This window comes from Ruegeria sp. YTSA064 (assembly GCF_059610325.1).
Genome location: NZ_JBXWNK010000014.1, coordinates 111,392 through 127,806, shown reverse-complemented (window position 1 = coordinate 127,806; position 16,415 = coordinate 111,392). Strand labels below are relative to the sequence as shown.

Sequence of the window (16,415 nt, the reverse complement as noted above, 5' to 3'; positions counted from 1 at the left end):
CTCCTCCCGAACGGCACCTACGTTCTCAACCCAAGCATTCCCATTCAGGAGACAGACATGTCGACCGTTGCCGTAACCGACGATACCTTTGACGCCGAAGTCAAGAATTCTGATATCCCCGTCGTGGTGGATTTCTGGGCCGAGTGGTGCGGCCCCTGCAAGCAGATCGGCCCCGCTCTGGAAGAGCTAGCCAGTGAATATGGCGGCAAGGTGAAGATTGCCAAAGTGGACGTTGACAGCAACCCGAACGCGGCGGCTGCCATGGGCGTACGCGGCATCCCGGCGCTGTTCATCTTCAAAGATGGGCAGGTCGTTTCAAACCGTGCGGGCGCTGCACCCAAAGCGGCACTGCAAAGCTGGATCGACGAGTCGATCTGAGCCGGTGTGAACCAATTGCATCAAAGGCGTCTCATGCGGGACGCCTTTTTTGGTTGACCGCACGGATGTGCTGATCTGACGGGAACAAGAAATGGGAAAAACACGAGTTCTGGTAGAATTCGGATTGGGCACGTCGTTGCGGCGTGAGGACTATACCGAGGCGGCGTTGCGCGCCATCAAAGATGCACTCTGGCATAACTCGGTGAACATGGCAGAGCTGTTCGGGTTTCCGAAAGAAGCCATGATTATTGATGCCGAGATTGGCGTCCAACAACCAGACCAGGTAGATACCGAAGCGCTGAAAGCTGTATTTCCATACGGCCAACCGAATATCACGGTAACGCAAGGCGGCTTGGATATTGAAAAGTCCCACATCGAGGGCCGCACGGTGATCGCCAATGCGGCGATCATTGTGTCTTTTGACATGGAGCCCGCGCAATGACCGAGAAACGCATCATTCTGGAGATGGGAACCGGCAATGACCTCTATGGTCAGGACTATACCAAGGCCGCGCGCCGCGCTGTTCAGGACGCACTGCACCACTCGTCAATCACATTGTTCTCTAAGCTGGGCATCAGCCACGAAGAGATGCGCGTTGAGGTCACGATTGGAGTGCAGCGGCCCGAGGCGGTTGATTGTGATCTTGTCGCATCTGATCTTCCGCGGGGGCGCGCTTCGGTCCGTGCCGTCAAAGGCGGGCTGGATGTCGAGGACGCCGGGGCAGGCACGCTTCATGTTGTCGCCACCGCTGCGGTTGAGGCATATCTGCCTGATCTGGCGGGTAAATTCGTCAAGAGCTGAAAAAGAAAAAGCCGCTCGTTTGAGCGGCTCATCTTACGTCTAATTCTGATCCTAGATCAGAACTTGGTGATGTCGGCACGGTTCAGGCCAATATCATCCAGTTGCTCATCGCTCAGACGCGCCAGTTCATTGCGGGTCTTGCGAGATTGATACCATTCGACAACATTTTCGAATGAGTGGGAGAATACGTCCACTGCGTGCAGGATGGTGACTGCTCCGAGCGGCGCATGGGTTTTTGCGACAGCGTTTGCCATGTGCGTAGTCCTTTTTAACAGAAACAGCCGACCCGTTGTCGGTTGTGAGCCTCATGTAACTCCGGCGGCTGAGTCTCACAAATGCTGACTCAACAGTCCCGGTTTGCATTTTCTGCATATCTTTTGGGCGGTTTGAGAACTGGTTGCGCAGAACCCGTGCCCGGCCCATATATGGCAGCACGGATAACGGAGGCATTCATGGCAGACAGCGATTTTCCCGGATGGCACGGCACCACCATTATTGGCGTCAAGAAGGGCGGGCAGGTTGTCATCGCCGGGGACGGGCAGGTCAGCCTGGGCCAAACCGTGATCAAGGGCACCGCGCGAAAAGTACGTCGCCTGACACCGGGCGGGTTTGAGGTGGTCGCCGGGTTTGCCGGATCTACAGCGGATGCGTTCACGCTGCTGGAACGGCTGGAAGCCAAGCTTGAGGCAACACCCGGCCAACTGGCCCGCGCTTCGGTCGAGTTGGCCAAGGACTGGCGCACCGACAAATACCTGCAAAAGCTTGAGGCAATGCTGATTGTAACCGACGGCAAGGATCTGCTCGTGATCACCGGGGCAGGGGATGTGCTTGAGCCCGAACATAACGTGGCCGCCATCGGGTCGGGTGGCAACTTTGCCCTCGCAGCGGCTCGTGCGATGATGGACAGCGACAAACCGGCCGAAGATGTGGCGCGCGAAGCCATGGCAATTGCGGCGGATATCTGTGTCTACACAAACGGCAACCTGACTGTCGAAACGATTTAAGACGTTCTGCGTTTTAGCCAAAAGCAATGGATCGAAATGCGCGTTCGACCGAAGGGAGGGGCGGCGTATTTCGATTCAAATCAAACGCAAACGACTCAGGCTAACAGCGCTTTGATCTCTTTCCCTTTCCAACGCATGTGCATCCCGATCAGACCCATCAGCGCGGTCACGATTACGATGTAGTAGGGCACGCGGATATCGATGCTCATCAATCCGCCTCCAATCAGGGACATGATGCCGCCTGCCAGGCAGAACACGGCTGTGGTTACGCCCATAACCCAGCCTTGATCCGTTTCGGAAACGCTGGATGAGAACAAGCCCAGCAGTGTCGGGTAGGACACGCCGAAGAAGAAATAGAAGAAGAAGACCGGGATAAAGCTCAGCACACCGCTTGGGCTGAAGGCAAAGCCAAAGCCGCAGATCACCATAACCACCAATGATGTATAGATGATCTGGTGCTTGCTGAATCGTTCCTGTGCAGGCTTCACAAGGAAGGTGCTGGAGAAGGCTAGCGCAACGCCAATCACCACCATCGCCATGCTACCTCCGATCACGCCATAGCCCCACGCGCTGGTCAGGAAGTTGTCGACGAACACATAGAAAGTGACGTTGGCAACCATGAACAGCGCATAGACGGGCATGATTTTCAGAACCAACGGGTGCTCACGGACAGCTATAAGACTATCGGTGATGTCACGGGGACGGAAGACAAAGGGTTCGCGCTCGGTCCTGGTATCCTTGAAGAATGTGGTCACGAGGAAGATCGCGATCAGGACCAGAACAAACGCCCCGTAGAAAGGTGTCTTTAACGTCGCTGCACTGCCCAGCAAGGCGGCATCCGACAGGACCGCGCCGATAATCGGGCCACCCACAAGGCCAAAGCTGACGCCGGTCACGATGTAGCCCATGTTGCGATCTCGGTCAGCTGCATCCGTGCTGCCGTCAATCATTGCAGCCTGCGCAATCGGCTGATTGCCAGCGGTAAATCCGGTGATCGACCGGCCAATGATCAGTAAAAGCAAGCTGTTCATATAAAGCGCGGCGATGGTCAGGGCGTAGCCGACCAGCGCTCCGGTCAGGCAAACCAGAAGGGCATTCTTGCGCCCGATGGAATCTGAGACTTTCGAGACATAGACCACCCCCAGAAACCAAGACAGAAAGAAGCAGCCGATCACCAGACCATAATAGAAATGCCGGGTGCCCATGGCCGTGCTTTCCGGCAGAAAGCCCGACTTTGTTTCCATGATCAGAGAGTTGATTATGGGAAACACCAACCCCTGTCCGATCAGGTCAACAAAGACCACGAACAGCAAGGTAATCTTGGCAATCTTGGTCATAAAAACGCCCCCAGTTCCAATATCTTGGGGCGAGTGTAACAGACAGTTGCGCTGTTACCTAACGGCGTGTCAGAGGCCAGAAACTCCGACCTCTGACAGTCGTGATTACTTCAGCGAAGCGACGCCCAGCGGGACACCAGCAACCTCGCACCAGATGTAGACTTCGTTATAGCCCGACAGATCCATGGTTGGCGGAACGGCATAGGATTGCTTGCCAGTCAGGTGCAGCAGCGCGCCTAGCTTGCTATCGGGCGCATATGTGCCGTCCTTGCCAAACGCAACGCGTGGGTCCGGGCCGCCATCCAGCGAAAAGTCCTGACCCAGTTCAACGATGTAACGTTCGCCGTCTTTGACCAGCTTCACCGAACCAGTGGTGATGTGGTTCGAGCGACCTTCGAATGTGCCATTCTTTTTGGCGCCGCCGGCCAGGGCAGAGGTCGTGCCGGCCAGGGTCAGCGCTGCGCCTGTAGCTGCAGCTTTCACAAAAAGCGAACGACGAGTCATCATGATGAGGTATCTCCGTAAAATGATGCGGACTGGGGTGTCCGTCGCAAAGGGTTATGCAGCAGTTGCCGCATGATTGACGATTCACATCGCCACGAATTTCCGTGTGCTGTCTGTGAGTTGCCGTGATCTTTCCGTGATCGGCTTGTGTTTTCGCGCCGTATGATTAGGTTCCGCAGCGAAACATACGGATAGAACACTTATGACCGACCTGACCCCGCGCGAGATTGTCTCGGAACTGGACCGCTTTATCATCGGGCAGAAAGACGCAAAACGCGCCGTCGCCGTGGCGCTGCGCAACCGCTGGCGGCGCAAACAGTTGCCGGATGATATCCGCGACGAGGTCTATCCGAAAAACATCCTGATGATCGGTCCCACCGGCGTTGGCAAAACAGAAATCAGTCGCCGTTTGGCCAAACTGGCCCGCGCGCCGTTTATTAAGGTTGAAGCCACCAAATTCACCGAGGTTGGCTATGTCGGCCGTGATGTTGAACAGATCGTGCGCGATCTGGCCGATGCTGCGATCCTGCAAACCCGCGAATTCATGCGGGAAGATGTCAAAGCCCGCGCCCATCAGGCGGCCGAAGATCGCGTGATCGAAGCGATTGCAGGCACCGACGCCCGCGAAGCCACGCGTGAGATGTTCCGCAAGAAGCTTAAGGCCGGCGAGCTTGACGATACCGAGATCGAATTGGAGCTGTCCGATACCTCAAGCCCGATGCCAATGTTCGACGTTCCGGGCCAACCCGGCAGTCAGATGGGGATGATGAATCTGGGCGATATATTCGGCAAAGCCTTCGGTGGTCGCACGGTCAAGAAGCGCATGACCGTCGCCGAAAGCTACGATGCCCTGATCGGGGAAGAAGCCGACAAGCTGCTAGACGACGAAACCGTCACCCGCGTGGCGTTGGAGTCCGTCGAACAGAACGGCATCGTGTTTCTGGATGAGATCGACAAGGTCTGCGCCCGCTCGGACGCGCGCGGTGGCGATGTCAGCCGGGAAGGGGTTCAGCGCGACCTGCTGCCGCTGATTGAAGGAACCACAGTCAGCACCAAACATGGACCGGTGAAAACCGACCATATCCTGTTCATTGCATCCGGCGCGTTCCATATCGCCAAGCCTTCCGACCTGTTGCCGGAACTTCAGGGTCGACTGCCGATCCGCGTGGAACTGCGAGCGCTGACCGAAGAAGACTTCGTGCGCATTCTGACCGAAACCGATAATGCGCTGACCCTCCAGTACACCGCCCTGATGGGTACCGAAGAGGTCACGGTCAGCTTCACCGAAGACGGAATCGCAGCCTTGGCCCGGATCGCCGCTGATGTGAATCAGAGCATTGAAAATATCGGTGCGAGGCGGCTGTACACAGTGATGGAGCGCGTGTTCGAAGAGCTTTCATTCACCGCGCCGGATCAGGCAGGTGCCGAGATTACGGTTGATGCGGGTTTTGTGGACGCCAATCTAGGTGAACTGACAAAATCGACCGACCTCAGCCGTTACGTTCTGTAACAGATGCCAGCCGGTTTTTGCCGGTAATCTGCATCCTCAGACTGGACGCTGAGCGGGAATAAGGTAGCGTGGCCCTGTAACTGCTTAGTAGGGGCAGACAGTGCTGCGCTATTTGATCATCATCGCGAACCTGTGCCTGCTGGCCGCCTGCGTGGACCGCTCGATAACCGAGATAACGCCCAAAGCGCTGAAGGTCGGTACCCCTGCAACGGTCTTTGCAGCGACGACCCGTGCGCGCGACATGGATGGTAGCTATGGCGCAAAACGCGCCGAGGCTTTGCGGTATCTTGAGATGACCGTCTCGATCCCGCCGTCGCACACGCCGGGTGACCTAAATTTCTCCTACGCGAACCCGAATCCGAACAAACAGTTTGTTGTAGCGGATGTTACCGAGTTTTCAGGTCCGCAAGATCTAAAGACCCGGTTGCGTGGTGTGGATGATGTGGTGATCTTTGTCCACGGCTATAACGCAACGCAAACCGAAACTGCCTTTCGTGCAGCCCAGCTAAGCCATGATATCGGTATCCCCGGAACCACTCTGATCTATTCCTGGCCCAGCCAGGCGCGCGGAACAGGATATGCCTATGATCTGGACAGTATGCTGTTTGCCCGCGATGGGTTGGAGCAGACGATCCGGCTGCTCAAATCAATGGGCGTCAAACGGGTTATCCTAATCGCGCATTCGATGGGCAGTGCATTGTCGATGGAAATGATGCGGCAAGCCGAACTGCGTGAACCCGGCTGGTCAAACCGCAATCTGGAGGGGGTTATCCTGATCTCGCCCGATCTGGATGTCGATCTGTTTAGGTCACAGATGAACAGTATCAAAAACCCGCCAGATCCGTTTGTGGTGATGGTATCCAGGAAAGATAAGATCCTAAACCTGTCGGCGCGGTTGCGCGGTACTGCGGACAGTAAGAGACTGGGCAATATCAGTTCGGCCGACGCATTGGCCGAATACCCGATAAACGTGATCGACACGACCGCATTCAACAGCGATGCAGGGTCGTCCCATTTCGTAGCCGCAACCTCGCCCGCACTTCTGGCGATTCTCAGCTCGGTCCGCAGGGTCAGCAATACATTCGGTCCTGACCGGCCCGGCATAGATGTGCTCGTCCCTCCCAGCGAACGTAATACGGATGGCGCTACAGAAATCATTCTGACCGAAACCGGGCAGGCGCAGGTCAGCACCCCGTGACGCGATCCGGCCTTCGTCGATTTCTGGTCCAGAATGCAAACTGGCTGGGCGCGGGAGTACTGCTGACCTTTCTCTCCAGCTTTGGACAGACCTTTTTCATCTCGATCTTCGCGGGAGAAATTCGGGCGGAATTTGAGCTAAGTCACGGAGCCTGGGGTGGGCTCTATTCGCTTGGCACAACTGTTTCCGCTGTGGTGATGATCTGGGCCGGAGGTCTTACCGATATCTTTCGCGTACGTGTGCTGGGCCCCGCGGTTTTGACCGGCCTGGCATTAGCCGCGTTGGCAATGGCACTGAATGTTTGGCTTATTCTGTTGCCCGTTGTGGTCTTCTTTCTCAGACTTCTCGGTCAGGGGATGAGCAGCCATCTTGCGGCCGTCGCGATGGCGCGCTGGTTTACAGCGACACGAGGCAAGGCTTTGTCGATCGCAACATTAGGGTATGCAATCGGAGAGGCACTTTTGCCCCTGACATTCGTTGCTGCCCTGGCGTTTCTGGATTGGCGCTGTTTATGGGGGCTTGCAGCTTGCATAACCCTTTTGGGTATTCCCGTACTGATCCGGTTGCTGCGTCAGGAACGAACACCGCAAAGCTTGGCGACCAATGCCTCGTCTGTCGGCATGCAGGGTCGCCAATGGACGCGCCGCGAGGCGCTGTTGAACCCGTTGTTCTGGTTTATGGCACCCGCAATCCTTGCGCCTTCGGCCTTTATCACCGCCTTCTTTTTTCATCAGGTGCATCTCGCCGAAATCAAAGGCTGGCCACATATACAACTGGTCGCTCTGTTTCCGGTCTTCACAGGGGTTTCGATTCTATCGATGTTTGCAGCGGGCTGGGCGTTGGACAAATGGGGCACGGCCCGGATGATGCCCTACTATCAATTACCGATGGCCGTCGGATTTGCCATCCTGTCGGTCTCAACTTCGATTGGCGGGGCATTGATTGGAATGGTTTTTCTCGCCCTGACAGCTGGTGCGCATAATCCATTGCCCAGCGCCTTTTGGGCCGAGTTCTATGGCACGCGCCACATAGGAGCAATCAAGGCCATGGCCGCTGCAGTGATGGTTCTGGGTTCAGCAATCGGACCGGCTTTGACCGGTATGTTGATCGACAAAGGCGTTTCACTGAACACTCAATTCTTCTGGATCGCAGCATTCTTCTTGTGCGTCTGCGGCTTGGTTCGGATCGGCATAGCCCGCGCACTTCAATCGGGTTAGCGAACCCGCCTGAGGTACACGTAGTAAGCCCCATCGCCACCGTGACTGATATGTGCGGGCGTCACCTGCATCACCGCCTGCGTTAAGGGTGGAATAGAAAGCCAGTGTGGCACTTGATTGCGCAAAACACCGCGCGGGGTCGGAATTGGCCCGGGCTCGTCGCGATCCTTTCCCTTGCCAGTGATAACCAGCACCAACCGCTTGCCTTGCGCCTGCGCCGTCAGGATAAAACGGACCAAAGTAGGATGGGCCGCGCTCATACGCATCCCATGCAGGTCCAGCTTGCCCTCAGGCTTTAGCTTGCCACGTTTCATGCGCGCAAATGCCTTAGTATCCATTTGTACAGGATTTGCCCGCAATCCTTCGGTGATTGAGGGTTTGAGATTATTCCGCGTGGATTTGGATTGCGCTGTCTGGCCCAACTCAAACGCTTCGATGCGCGCCTTTGGGGTCTTGGTCGGTTTGGGTTTTGGCAACGTCGTGGGGTGGATGGTCTGCGGTATTTCGGGGTGCAATCGTTCAGCTTGTTTGATGACCTTGCGCCACAGCTCGATCTCTTCTGACGTCAGTTTGCGCCGTGTCATCAGAATTCATCCGGTAACAGGGCATAGGCTCGCTGAATCGGCAAAAGCACGACCATACGGCCAGGGTCTTTCAGACGGCCAGCAGCTTGCCCCGCCTCATCCCCAGTACCAAAGAAAATGTCCGCCCGCTGGGCACCCTTAATGGCTGAACCGGTATCCTGCGCGATCATTAATCGCCGTAACGGGGTCTTGCCATCCTTCTCAACCCAAACCGGTGCCCCGAGGGGCGTATATGCCGGGTCCGCTGCGATGCTACGCATCGTGGTGACCGAGCGATTCATTGCCCCCAGAGGTCCGAGTTCTGGGGCAACTCGGTTCACTTCACGAAAGAACACATAAGAGGGGTTGTGAAACAACAACTCGGCACCGGCTTCGGGGTTCTTGCGTACCCAGGCCCGGATCATCTGCGCACTGACCTCGTGCGCGCCCAGCGCGCCACGTCGGATCAATTCGGCTCCGATTGAACGATAAGGGTGCCCGTTCGCACCGCCGTAGCCAACTCGCAGAGCACCTCCATCGGGCAAGCGAATACGACCTGAACCCTGAATTTGCAGAAAGAACAACTCGACCGGGTCATCGACCCATGCGATCTCAAGCCCGCGGCCCGTCATCGCGTCTCCGGTCAGCAATTCGCGGCGACTAAGCCACCGATCAGCGCCTCGCGCCTCGGGAGGCATCCGGTAGAGCGGATAGCGGTATTTGCTGGTTGGATATTTAGAGCCGTCCAGTTCGGGTTCAAAATACCCTGTGAACAACGCGTCATCGCCGTCTTCAACCAGAACCGGGCGGAAAAACAGCTCAAAAAACGACCGTGCGGCCTGAGGTTCATAGGTTCTGGCAACGCCACACAGCGCCTGCCAATCCGGATCCTTCAGATCGCCGCAGGTGCTCAGAAAAACCGAAAGGGCTGCCCCGTGATCGTCGGCAGCCCAGCCATCAAGGTCATCAAATGACAGGATGGATCGCGTCGCCTCGGCTCCGGCGGCGCTGGCGCTGGCAGTGGTCATGACGACCCCCAGTAAAAGCGACCGAATCGCTGCAATCATGCGTCCGTGGCAACAAGTAGCCAGTTCGGATCGTCCGCGCCCATTACACGAGCAAAGGTCCAGCTGTCCTTTTGGCGTTTAACCGTATTGGGGTTGCCTTCGATGATATCCCCCCCGCGATCACGTACGACCGAGGTCAGCTCACCGATAAAGCGCATGGTGATCTCGGCCTGATTGCTGTCCTTGTCGAACGAAACATCTGCCAGAGTAGTTTCACGTACGCCGACAAATTCGGCTTCGATGGTCAGGCCCTTGTCTTCACGATCAGCGACTACTGAGACAAAACTGTCAAAAACCTCTTCGGACAAGAAAGGTTGAATCTCGTCCAGATTGCCTTTTTCGAACCCCATCACGATCATTTCATAGGCACCGCGCGCACCCTGAACAAATTCGCTAACCGAAAAACTGGGCTCAACCCGCTTCATCGCGGCCAGAGTTTGCGCTTGTTCGCTGTCTTCGGCTACATGATCGGTAATATCGTGATCCGGCCCGCCATCGATGACCTCGAAATCACGGCGCGTACCATTGGTATCTGGCTGTTGTTGAAGGGGTGGTTTTTCAAACCCTTCGCGTGTGCCCAATACGCTTTTCAGACGCAGGATCAGGAAAACGGCAATTCCGGCCAGGACCAGCAACTGGATCATAGGGTTGTCGCTCATTTCATACTCTTTTCAGCGCCAGGACTTTGTGAACCCGGCCTCAAGCCACTATGTAGGTGACAGTTGGGCGCAAGTCCACAGCCCGGCACATGCTAAAGGATACCGCAAATGTACCTGTTCTTGGCTTTTTTATTAGTTCCGATCGTTGAGATCGCCCTGTTCATACAAGTTGGCGGGCTGATCGGACTATGGCCAACGCTTGCAATCGTAGTCCTGACCGCCGTTCTGGGCACTGTATTGGTCCGGACACAAGGTCGCACGGCATTGGCCAATCTACAGCGATCCTTTGCCGAATTGGACGACCCGACCGAACCGCTTGCACATGGGGCTATGATCCTTTTGTCGGGTGTATTGTTGTTGACCCCCGGATTTTTCACCGATGCGGTTGGTTTTGCATTGCTGGTTCCGGGCATCCGCGTTGCTGTGTTCCGCTATCTGAAATCCAAGGCGACCATCACCCAATTCCAGATGGGCACCGGCGCGCAGTTTCGATCAGGTCCTGACCCGTTCAATCAGGACGACATGATTGATGGTGAATTCACTGAAGTCCGGCCGCGTAACGAACCCGGAAAGCCCTCTAAATGGGTGGAAGGTCCGCACCAGCATTGAGGTACCGCGCCCAAATTGATAAGCAGTGTCGAATTTCAATTCCGGAGTAGATAAATGGCCGAAGAAGACGCCAAAGAAAACACAGCGGCACAAGCCGCACCACAGGTTCAAATGCGCGTCCTGGGGCAATTCATTCGTGATATGTCCTTTGAGAACGTGATGGCGCAGAAAGGCGTCTCAGGCGATGTACAGCCAGAGATTTCGGTTCAGGTGAATCTGGATGCCAAGAAGCGCCCGACCGAGCATCAATTCGAAGTTTCGATCAAGCTGAAGCTGACTTCTAAAGCCAAAGGCCTGGAAGACGTATTGTTCCTGTGTGAGATCGACTATTGCGGGTTGTTCCACGTGGAGGGCGTGCCCGAGGATCAGGTGCATCCGTTCCTTATGATCGAATGCCCACGCATGCTGTTCCCCTTCCTGCGTCGCATCGTCAGCGACATCACCCGCGACGGTGGGTTCCCACCGGTCAATCTGGATAACATTGATTTCGTGGCACTTTATCGCAACGAACTGGCACGCCGTCAGGCCGCACAAGCGCAAAAAACCGACGCTTAAGACATTGACCCGCGGCTGGCTATGGTCAGGCGCGGGTCCACAGGGCATTGTCGCCCAGTTTTTCCACAAATTCCTGATGTGCTGCGCGTTCATCCTCGGTAAACCGGGGTGGCAATGCATTGGGTCGTGCAGTTGGGCGCCATTCTTCTCCGCCTCCGGCCATCGCGGTTGTAGTTGCCGACAGGCCGAAATCAGGCTGACGTCCTCCGATCAGCTCCAGATACACTTCTGCAAGGATCTCCGAGTCCAGAAGCGCCCCGTGTAACACCCGGTTCGAATTATCGATACCAAACCGACGACACAACGCATCCAGCGAGGCGGGCGAGCCCGGGAACCTTTTACGCGCTATGGCGAGTGTGTCGATTGCCTGATCCATGGGAATCAGTGACGCGCCCATCCACCTCAACTCGGCATTCAGAAACTTCATGTCGAACGAGGCGTTGTGGATCACCAGCTTGGCATCGCCCACAAAATCGCGAAATCCATGCCCAACCTTGGCAAAGACAGGCTTGTCCTTAAGCGTCACTTCGCCTTTTTCCGGCGGGCGTGGATTCTCCAACAAATCTGGGCCGATTCCATGAACCCCGAAGGCTTCATCAGGCATTGAGCGTTCCGGGTTGATATAGACATGATAGGTCTCTCCCGTGGCCACGTGGTTCCACAGCTCCACTGCGCCGATCTCGACAATCCGGTCACCGCTTTCGGGATCAAACCCGGTGGTCTCGGTATCGAGTACAATCTCACGCATCTGTCATCCTCGCCCGTATCTGCCTGATCACATCCTGCACCTGCACGCGGGCATGGTCCAGACTGTCCGTTTCAATCACAAAATCAGACCGGGCACATTTCTCGTCATTAGACATCTGTTTGGCACGGATCTGCTCAAACTGTTCCTCAGTCATCGTACCACGCGCCATGACACGCCTTTTTTGTTCATCAGCCGGAACCCGGACACAGACCACGGCGTCCATTGCAGTTTCACCGCCGGTTTCAAACAACAATGGAATGTCAAACACCAGGATATCGGCTGAGGCCGCTGCACGAAACGCCGTGCGATCCTCAGCAACCAAGGGGTGTACGATATTCTCAATCATTTTCAATGCATTAGAATCATTCGAAATGATCTGTTTTAGAGCTTCGCGGCTAACGGCTTCCTTTACAATCGCAGATGGAAACGCGTTGCGCATGGGCTCAACTGCAGAACCACCCTTTGCATAAAGCCGATGGACCGCCGCATCCGCATCCCAAAGCGCGCAACCTTCATCTGCGAACATCTGAGCGGTCGTGCTTTTGCCCATTCCGATTGATCCGGTGAGCCCGAGCGCAAAACTCATGCCAAGGCCGCCGCGCGCGTTTCGGCATCAACTTCAGGACGGACGCCAAACCAGCGTTCAAATCCGGGAACAGCCTGATGCAGCAGCATTCCCAACCCGTCGACAGTGGTACATCCCGCCTCTTCCGCCTGTTGCAAGAGACGCGTTTGAAGCGGTGCATAAACCAGGTCGGTGACAACAGCGCCGGGTTGCAATCCGTCCAGCGGAACGCGCAGTTCCGGCTGCCCCTGCATACCCAAGGAAGTCGTATTGACGACCAGTTCGGCATTCTCGATCACGTTGCCTGCCTGTACCCAATCCACGACGGTGATCCGCTGGCCGAACTCTTCTTTCAAATGATCGGCGCGGGTGCGGGTACGGTTGGTCAGCAGGATTTCGGGCACGCCTGCCTCTGCCAGCGCCTGCAGAACGGCACGGGCGGCCCCGCCTGCACCAAACACAACCGCCGGACCATCCGCTGGGTTCCAATCCGGCGCACCCGCGCGCAGATTTGCCATGAAGCCGTACCCATCCGTGTTATCCGCATGAATCGAGCCATCTTCGCGGAATACGAGCGTATTTGCCGCCCCGAAGACCGAGGCCCGGTCCGAGACGTGATCTGCCAAGCGCAAAGCCGCTTCCTTGTGCGGCACAGTCACATTGGCCCCAACAAACCCGGCTTTGGGCAGCGTGTGCAGAACAGTTTCCAGATCGGCCGGCGCGACATCCATCGGGATATAATGCCCTGCCAACCCATAGGTTTTAAGCCAATGACCGTGCAGCTTTGGTGACCGGGAATGCGCAACCGGATGCCCAATCACTCCGGCCAGAGGAATTCGATGGTCCGTCATTGATCGATCACTCCCTTCACGGCCAGAAAGTTAAGCAGCTCCAACAGGGGCATACCCAAGACGTTAAAATAGTCGCCGTCAATGGTAGTGAACAGACGTGCACCTTCTTCTTCCAGCTTATAGGCCCCCACCGCATGACGAATGCTTTCCCAGTTGCGCGCCACATAATCGCGCAGATAGGCATCCGAGCTGGCACGCATCCGCAAGCGCACCTGACCGACATGCCGCCAGATCGGTTTGCCATCCTGATAGATTACTGCTGCGGAAAGTAGCATATGTCGCTTGCCGCGCATGGCTTTGAGCTGTGCCAGTGCATCTTCCGGCGTATCAGGTTTTGATAGCAACTGCCCTTCGAAATCTAGCACCTGATCACAGCCCAGGACCATGGCACCCGGAACCTTGTCACTAATTTTGCGCGCTTTCATCTCGGCCAGTGCATCAGCGATATCGCGGGGCGATGCCTGCTCGGCCAATAGCGAACGCTTGGCCGTATCTTCATCTACACGCGCGATCTGAGCTGAAAACGAGACGCCCGCGTTTTTCAGCAGCTGCGCGCGGATCTCGGACCCCGAGGCAAGGACTATGGGGACAGTCATGTGGAAAACCCCGTGTGCAAATCATTGAGTAGTCTTGAACGGTTTGTATGACTTTCCGGTTGACACACAACCCCGGGATTTTAGCACAAGACTTCCCCGAGTCGCCCGGATCCTGTCCATACAGGACAAGGATAAGTCGAAAAGATCGGATAAGCAGACTATCCCAAGATACCCTACTGGTTATCCACAGAGAACATTATGAGCGATCACATTAAGTATCTGTAATTATGTTGTTTTTTGAAATATCAATAGATTGTACAGCTCAGCGAATTGTTTTGTCCACCTGGGGAAAAACGCAGGACAAAAAAGTAATCCACCGATTTTGACCTCCCTACAAAACCATCATCCTTTTTCTTTCTTATTTTTTTTATTAGGAGGGTTTCAGGCAAATCCGGAAAACCCGATGACCGATTTTCTTTTCGCAATATACCCATGGGTGAAATCGCTGCACATCATGGCCGTGATTTCATGGATGGCTGGGTTATTCTATCTGCCCAGATTGTTCGTGTATCACGTTGAAAAGGCGCAGGCCGTCGAGGGTGCGCAACAGATTTTCTTTGAAATGGAAGAAAAGCTGATGCGCGTGATCATGCGTCCAGCAATGATCGTGGCCTGGGTCTGCGGGCTGATCATGGTGTTCACGCCCGGTATCGTCGGATGGGATTGGAGCTGGCCTTGGGTCAAAGGTGCAGCTGTGATCGGGATGACCTGGTTTCATCATTGGTTGATGGACCGGCGCAAGGACCTTGCTGAGGGGCGAAATAAGCTCACTGGGCGGCAGTATCGCATGATGAATGAGGTTCCGACCATTCTGATGGTTGTGATCGTTCTGGCGGTCGTTCTGAAGTTCTAAGGGCCTGTTTGACTCTTCTTAAGTAAGCGCTTATCTATCGCGTAACGCGCCCGTCCGGGCGAGGTATCTTCCGTTCTGAAATTCCACTCTGGCGCCGCGGTCCAAGCGGCCGAGGTTCGTATCATCATGACAACTGAATCCCTGAATCTGGCTGACCTTAAGGCCAAAAGCCCCAAAGACCTGCTCGCCATGGCCGAGGAGCTTGAGATCGAGAACGCCTCGACCATGCGCAAAGGCGAAATGATGTTCCAGATTCTGCGCGAACGCGCGGATGAGGGATGGACCATCGGTGGCGATGGCGTGCTGGAAGTGTTGCAGGATGGCTTTGGCTTCCTGCGTTCGCCCGAGGCGAACTATCTGCCAGGCCCAGATGACATCTATGTTTCGCCTGATATGATCCGCAAACACTCATTGCGGACCGGAGATACGGTTGAAGGTGAGATCAAAGCGCCCGATGAAAACGAGCGTTACTTCGCGCTGACCAACGTCACCAAGATCAACTTTGAGAATCCAGAAAAAGCCAAACACAAGATCCTGTTCGACAACCTGACGCCTCTGTACCCGGATGAGCGTTTGAAAATGGAGATCGAAGATCCCACCATCAAGGACAAATCAGCCCGTGTGATTGATCTGGTATCGCCGATTGGTAAAGGTCAGCGTTCGCTGATCGTGGCGCCGCCACGGACCGGTAAGACGGTGATCCTGCAGAACATCGCGCATTCGATCGAACAGAATCACCCCGAATGCTATCTGATCGTCCTGTTGATCGACGAACGACCAGAAGAGGTGACGGATATGCAGCGTTCTGTGAAGGGTGAGGTCGTGTCCTCGACCTTCGACGAACCCGCAACGCGCCACGTGGCGGTGTCGGAAATGGTGATCGAAAAAGCCAAGCGTCTGGTCGAGCACAAACGAGATGTTGTTATTCTTCTCGACTCGATCACAAGACTTGGTAGGGCGTTTAACACCGTGGTGCCTTCCTCGGGTAAAGTTCTGACCGGTGGTGTGGACGCAAATGCCCTTCAACGGCCCAAGCGCTTCTTTGGTGCTGCGCGGAACATTGAAGAGGGTGGTTCGCTGACCATTATCGCCACCGCACTGATCGACACTGGTAGCCGGATGGACGAGGTGATCTTTGAAGAGTTCAAAGGCACCGGTAACTCGGAAATCGTTCTGGATCGCAAAATCGCAGACAAACGTGTATTCCCTGCCATCGACATCCTCAAGTCTGGTACCCGGAAAGAGGACCTGCTGGTCGATAAGGGTGATTTGGCCAAGACCTTCGTTCTGCGCCGCATCCTTAACCCGATGGGTACGACCGATGCGATCGAGTTCCTGTTGTCGAAGTTGAAACAGACGAAGACGAACGGCGAGTTCTTCGATTCGATGAATACCTGACA

Annotated in this window: 21 protein-coding genes; 11 read left to right on the top strand and 10 right to left on the bottom strand. The window is 55.6% G+C overall.

Annotated elements, in window-relative coordinates:
* Positions 1–57 precede the first annotated feature (57 nt).
* The 3 genes from trxA to AC2FI7_RS19625 all read left to right on the top strand — a co-directional run bounded on the left by trxA (position 58) and on the right by AC2FI7_RS19625 (position 1,179).
* Positions 58–378 carry a thioredoxin gene (trxA, locus tag AC2FI7_RS19635; RefSeq protein WP_010442999.1) on the top strand — a complete coding sequence of 107 codons (321 nt, stop codon included), beginning with the start codon at positions 58–60 and terminating at the stop codon, positions 376–378.
* A 91-nt stretch (positions 379–469) separates the two neighbouring features.
* Positions 470–820 (top strand): Lin0512 family protein, encoded by a 351-nt coding sequence (locus tag AC2FI7_RS19630; protein WP_010442998.1) that lies wholly within the window; start codon positions 470–472, stop codon positions 818–820.
* Positions 817–1,179: a Lin0512 family protein gene (locus AC2FI7_RS19625; protein WP_010442997.1), complete on the top strand. Its 363-nt coding sequence runs from the start codon at positions 817–819 to the stop codon at positions 1,177–1,179. Before AC2FI7_RS19630 ends, AC2FI7_RS19625 begins: the two co-directional genes overlap by 4 nt.
* Before the next feature lie 56 nt (positions 1,180–1,235).
* Here the strand turns inward: AC2FI7_RS19625 and AC2FI7_RS19620 are convergent, their stop codons facing one another.
* Positions 1,236–1,433, bottom strand: a complete 198-nt coding sequence (locus AC2FI7_RS19620) for a DUF1127 domain-containing protein (RefSeq protein WP_010442996.1) — start codon at positions 1,431–1,433, stop codon at positions 1,236–1,238.
* Positions 1,434–1,631: 198 nt separating this feature from the next.
* Here AC2FI7_RS19620 and hslV point away from each other — a divergent pair, with 198 nt between their 5' ends.
* Positions 1,632–2,183, top strand: a complete 552-nt coding sequence (gene hslV, locus AC2FI7_RS19615; protein WP_010442995.1) for an ATP-dependent protease subunit HslV — start codon at positions 1,632–1,634, stop codon at positions 2,181–2,183.
* 95 nt (positions 2,184–2,278) lie between these two features.
* On the opposite strand, the gene AC2FI7_RS19610 is transcribed toward hslV, so the two are convergent.
* Together AC2FI7_RS19610 and AC2FI7_RS19605 are read right to left on the bottom strand one after the other, a co-directional pair.
* Complete coding sequence (locus AC2FI7_RS19610) at positions 2,279–3,520, bottom strand: MFS transporter (RefSeq protein ID WP_010442994.1); 1,242 nt, start codon at positions 3,518–3,520, stop codon at positions 2,279–2,281.
* Between the two features lie 105 nt (positions 3,521–3,625).
* Entirely contained in the window at positions 3,626–4,027 is a 402-nt protein-coding gene (locus AC2FI7_RS19605) for a DM13 domain-containing protein (RefSeq protein WP_010442993.1), read from the bottom strand.
* A 199-nt stretch (positions 4,028–4,226) separates the two neighbouring features.
* Between AC2FI7_RS19605 and hslU the strand changes: the two genes are divergently transcribed.
* The 3 genes from hslU to AC2FI7_RS19590 all read left to right on the top strand — a co-directional run bounded on the left by hslU (position 4,227) and on the right by AC2FI7_RS19590 (position 7,949).
* Positions 4,227–5,534 (top strand): ATP-dependent protease ATPase subunit HslU, encoded by a 1,308-nt coding sequence (gene hslU / locus AC2FI7_RS19600; RefSeq protein ID WP_170780087.1) that lies wholly within the window; start codon positions 4,227–4,229, stop codon positions 5,532–5,534.
* 100 nt (positions 5,535–5,634) lie between these two features.
* Positions 5,635–6,732: an alpha/beta hydrolase gene (locus tag AC2FI7_RS19595; protein WP_496816754.1), complete on the top strand. Its 1,098-nt coding sequence runs from the start codon at positions 5,635–5,637 to the stop codon at positions 6,730–6,732.
* A complete protein-coding gene (locus tag AC2FI7_RS19590; RefSeq protein ID WP_496816753.1) occupies positions 6,729–7,949 on the top strand; it encodes an MFS transporter in 1,221 nt (406 codons plus the stop codon). Before AC2FI7_RS19595 ends, AC2FI7_RS19590 begins: the two co-directional genes overlap by 4 nt.
* Here the strand turns inward: AC2FI7_RS19590 and AC2FI7_RS19585 are convergent.
* Genes AC2FI7_RS19585 through AC2FI7_RS19575 form a run of 3 tightly spaced genes read right to left on the bottom strand, consistent with a single transcriptional unit; the run spans position 7,946 to position 10,238 of the window.
* Positions 7,946–8,533 carry a Smr/MutS family protein gene (locus tag AC2FI7_RS19585; RefSeq protein ID WP_496816751.1) on the bottom strand — a complete coding sequence of 196 codons (588 nt, stop codon included), beginning with the start codon at positions 8,531–8,533 and terminating at the stop codon, positions 7,946–7,948. The two genes, AC2FI7_RS19590 and AC2FI7_RS19585, sit on opposite strands and share 4 nt — an antisense overlap.
* On the bottom strand, positions 8,533–9,579 hold the full coding sequence (gene mltA, locus AC2FI7_RS19580) for a murein transglycosylase A (RefSeq protein ID WP_010442988.1): 1,047 nt from the start codon (positions 9,577–9,579) through the stop codon (positions 8,533–8,535). Before mltA ends, AC2FI7_RS19585 begins: the two co-directional genes overlap by 1 nt.
* On the bottom strand, positions 9,576–10,238 hold the full coding sequence (locus AC2FI7_RS19575; RefSeq protein ID WP_010442987.1) for a Tim44/TimA family putative adaptor protein: 663 nt from the start codon (positions 10,236–10,238) through the stop codon (positions 9,576–9,578). The genes mltA and AC2FI7_RS19575 overlap by 4 nt, the downstream gene beginning before the upstream one ends.
* A gap of 108 nt (positions 10,239–10,346) precedes the next feature.
* Between AC2FI7_RS19575 and AC2FI7_RS19570 the strand changes: the two genes are divergently transcribed.
* Together AC2FI7_RS19570 and secB are read left to right on the top strand one after the other, a co-directional pair.
* Positions 10,347–10,847 carry an FxsA family protein gene (locus AC2FI7_RS19570; protein WP_010442986.1) on the top strand — a complete coding sequence of 167 codons (501 nt, stop codon included), beginning with the start codon at positions 10,347–10,349 and terminating at the stop codon, positions 10,845–10,847.
* A 54-nt stretch (positions 10,848–10,901) separates the two neighbouring features.
* Positions 10,902–11,402 carry a protein-export chaperone SecB gene (gene secB, locus AC2FI7_RS19565; protein WP_010442985.1) on the top strand — a complete coding sequence of 167 codons (501 nt, stop codon included), beginning with the start codon at positions 10,902–10,904 and terminating at the stop codon, positions 11,400–11,402.
* A gap of 25 nt (positions 11,403–11,427) precedes the next feature.
* On the opposite strand, the gene dnaQ is transcribed toward secB, so the two are convergent.
* The 4 genes from dnaQ to AC2FI7_RS19545 are packed head-to-tail and all read right to left on the bottom strand — an operon-like array spanning position 11,428 to position 14,162.
* Positions 11,428–12,150, bottom strand: coding sequence for a DNA polymerase III subunit epsilon (gene dnaQ, locus AC2FI7_RS19560; protein WP_010442984.1), 723 nt, complete (start codon positions 12,148–12,150; stop codon positions 11,428–11,430).
* Complete coding sequence (gene coaE / locus AC2FI7_RS19555) at positions 12,143–12,736, bottom strand: dephospho-CoA kinase (protein WP_010442983.1); 594 nt, start codon at positions 12,734–12,736, stop codon at positions 12,143–12,145. Before coaE ends, dnaQ begins: the two co-directional genes overlap by 8 nt.
* Positions 12,733–13,566: a shikimate dehydrogenase gene (locus tag AC2FI7_RS19550; RefSeq protein WP_496833571.1), complete on the bottom strand. Its 834-nt coding sequence runs from the start codon at positions 13,564–13,566 to the stop codon at positions 12,733–12,735. Before AC2FI7_RS19550 ends, coaE begins: the two co-directional genes overlap by 4 nt.
* Entirely contained in the window at positions 13,563–14,162 is a 600-nt protein-coding gene (locus AC2FI7_RS19545; RefSeq protein ID WP_496816748.1) for a Maf family protein, read from the bottom strand. The genes AC2FI7_RS19550 and AC2FI7_RS19545 overlap by 4 nt, the downstream gene beginning before the upstream one ends.
* 403 nt (positions 14,163–14,565) lie before the next feature.
* Between AC2FI7_RS19545 and hemJ the strand changes: the two genes are divergently transcribed.
* Positions 14,566–15,015: a protoporphyrinogen oxidase HemJ gene (gene hemJ, locus AC2FI7_RS19540; protein WP_010442980.1), complete on the top strand. Its 450-nt coding sequence runs from the start codon at positions 14,566–14,568 to the stop codon at positions 15,013–15,015.
* A gap of 126 nt (positions 15,016–15,141) precedes the next feature.
* Complete coding sequence (rho, locus tag AC2FI7_RS19535; RefSeq protein ID WP_010442979.1) at positions 15,142–16,413, top strand: transcription termination factor Rho; 1,272 nt, start codon at positions 15,142–15,144, stop codon at positions 16,411–16,413.
* Positions 16,414–16,415: the final 2 nt, after the last annotated feature.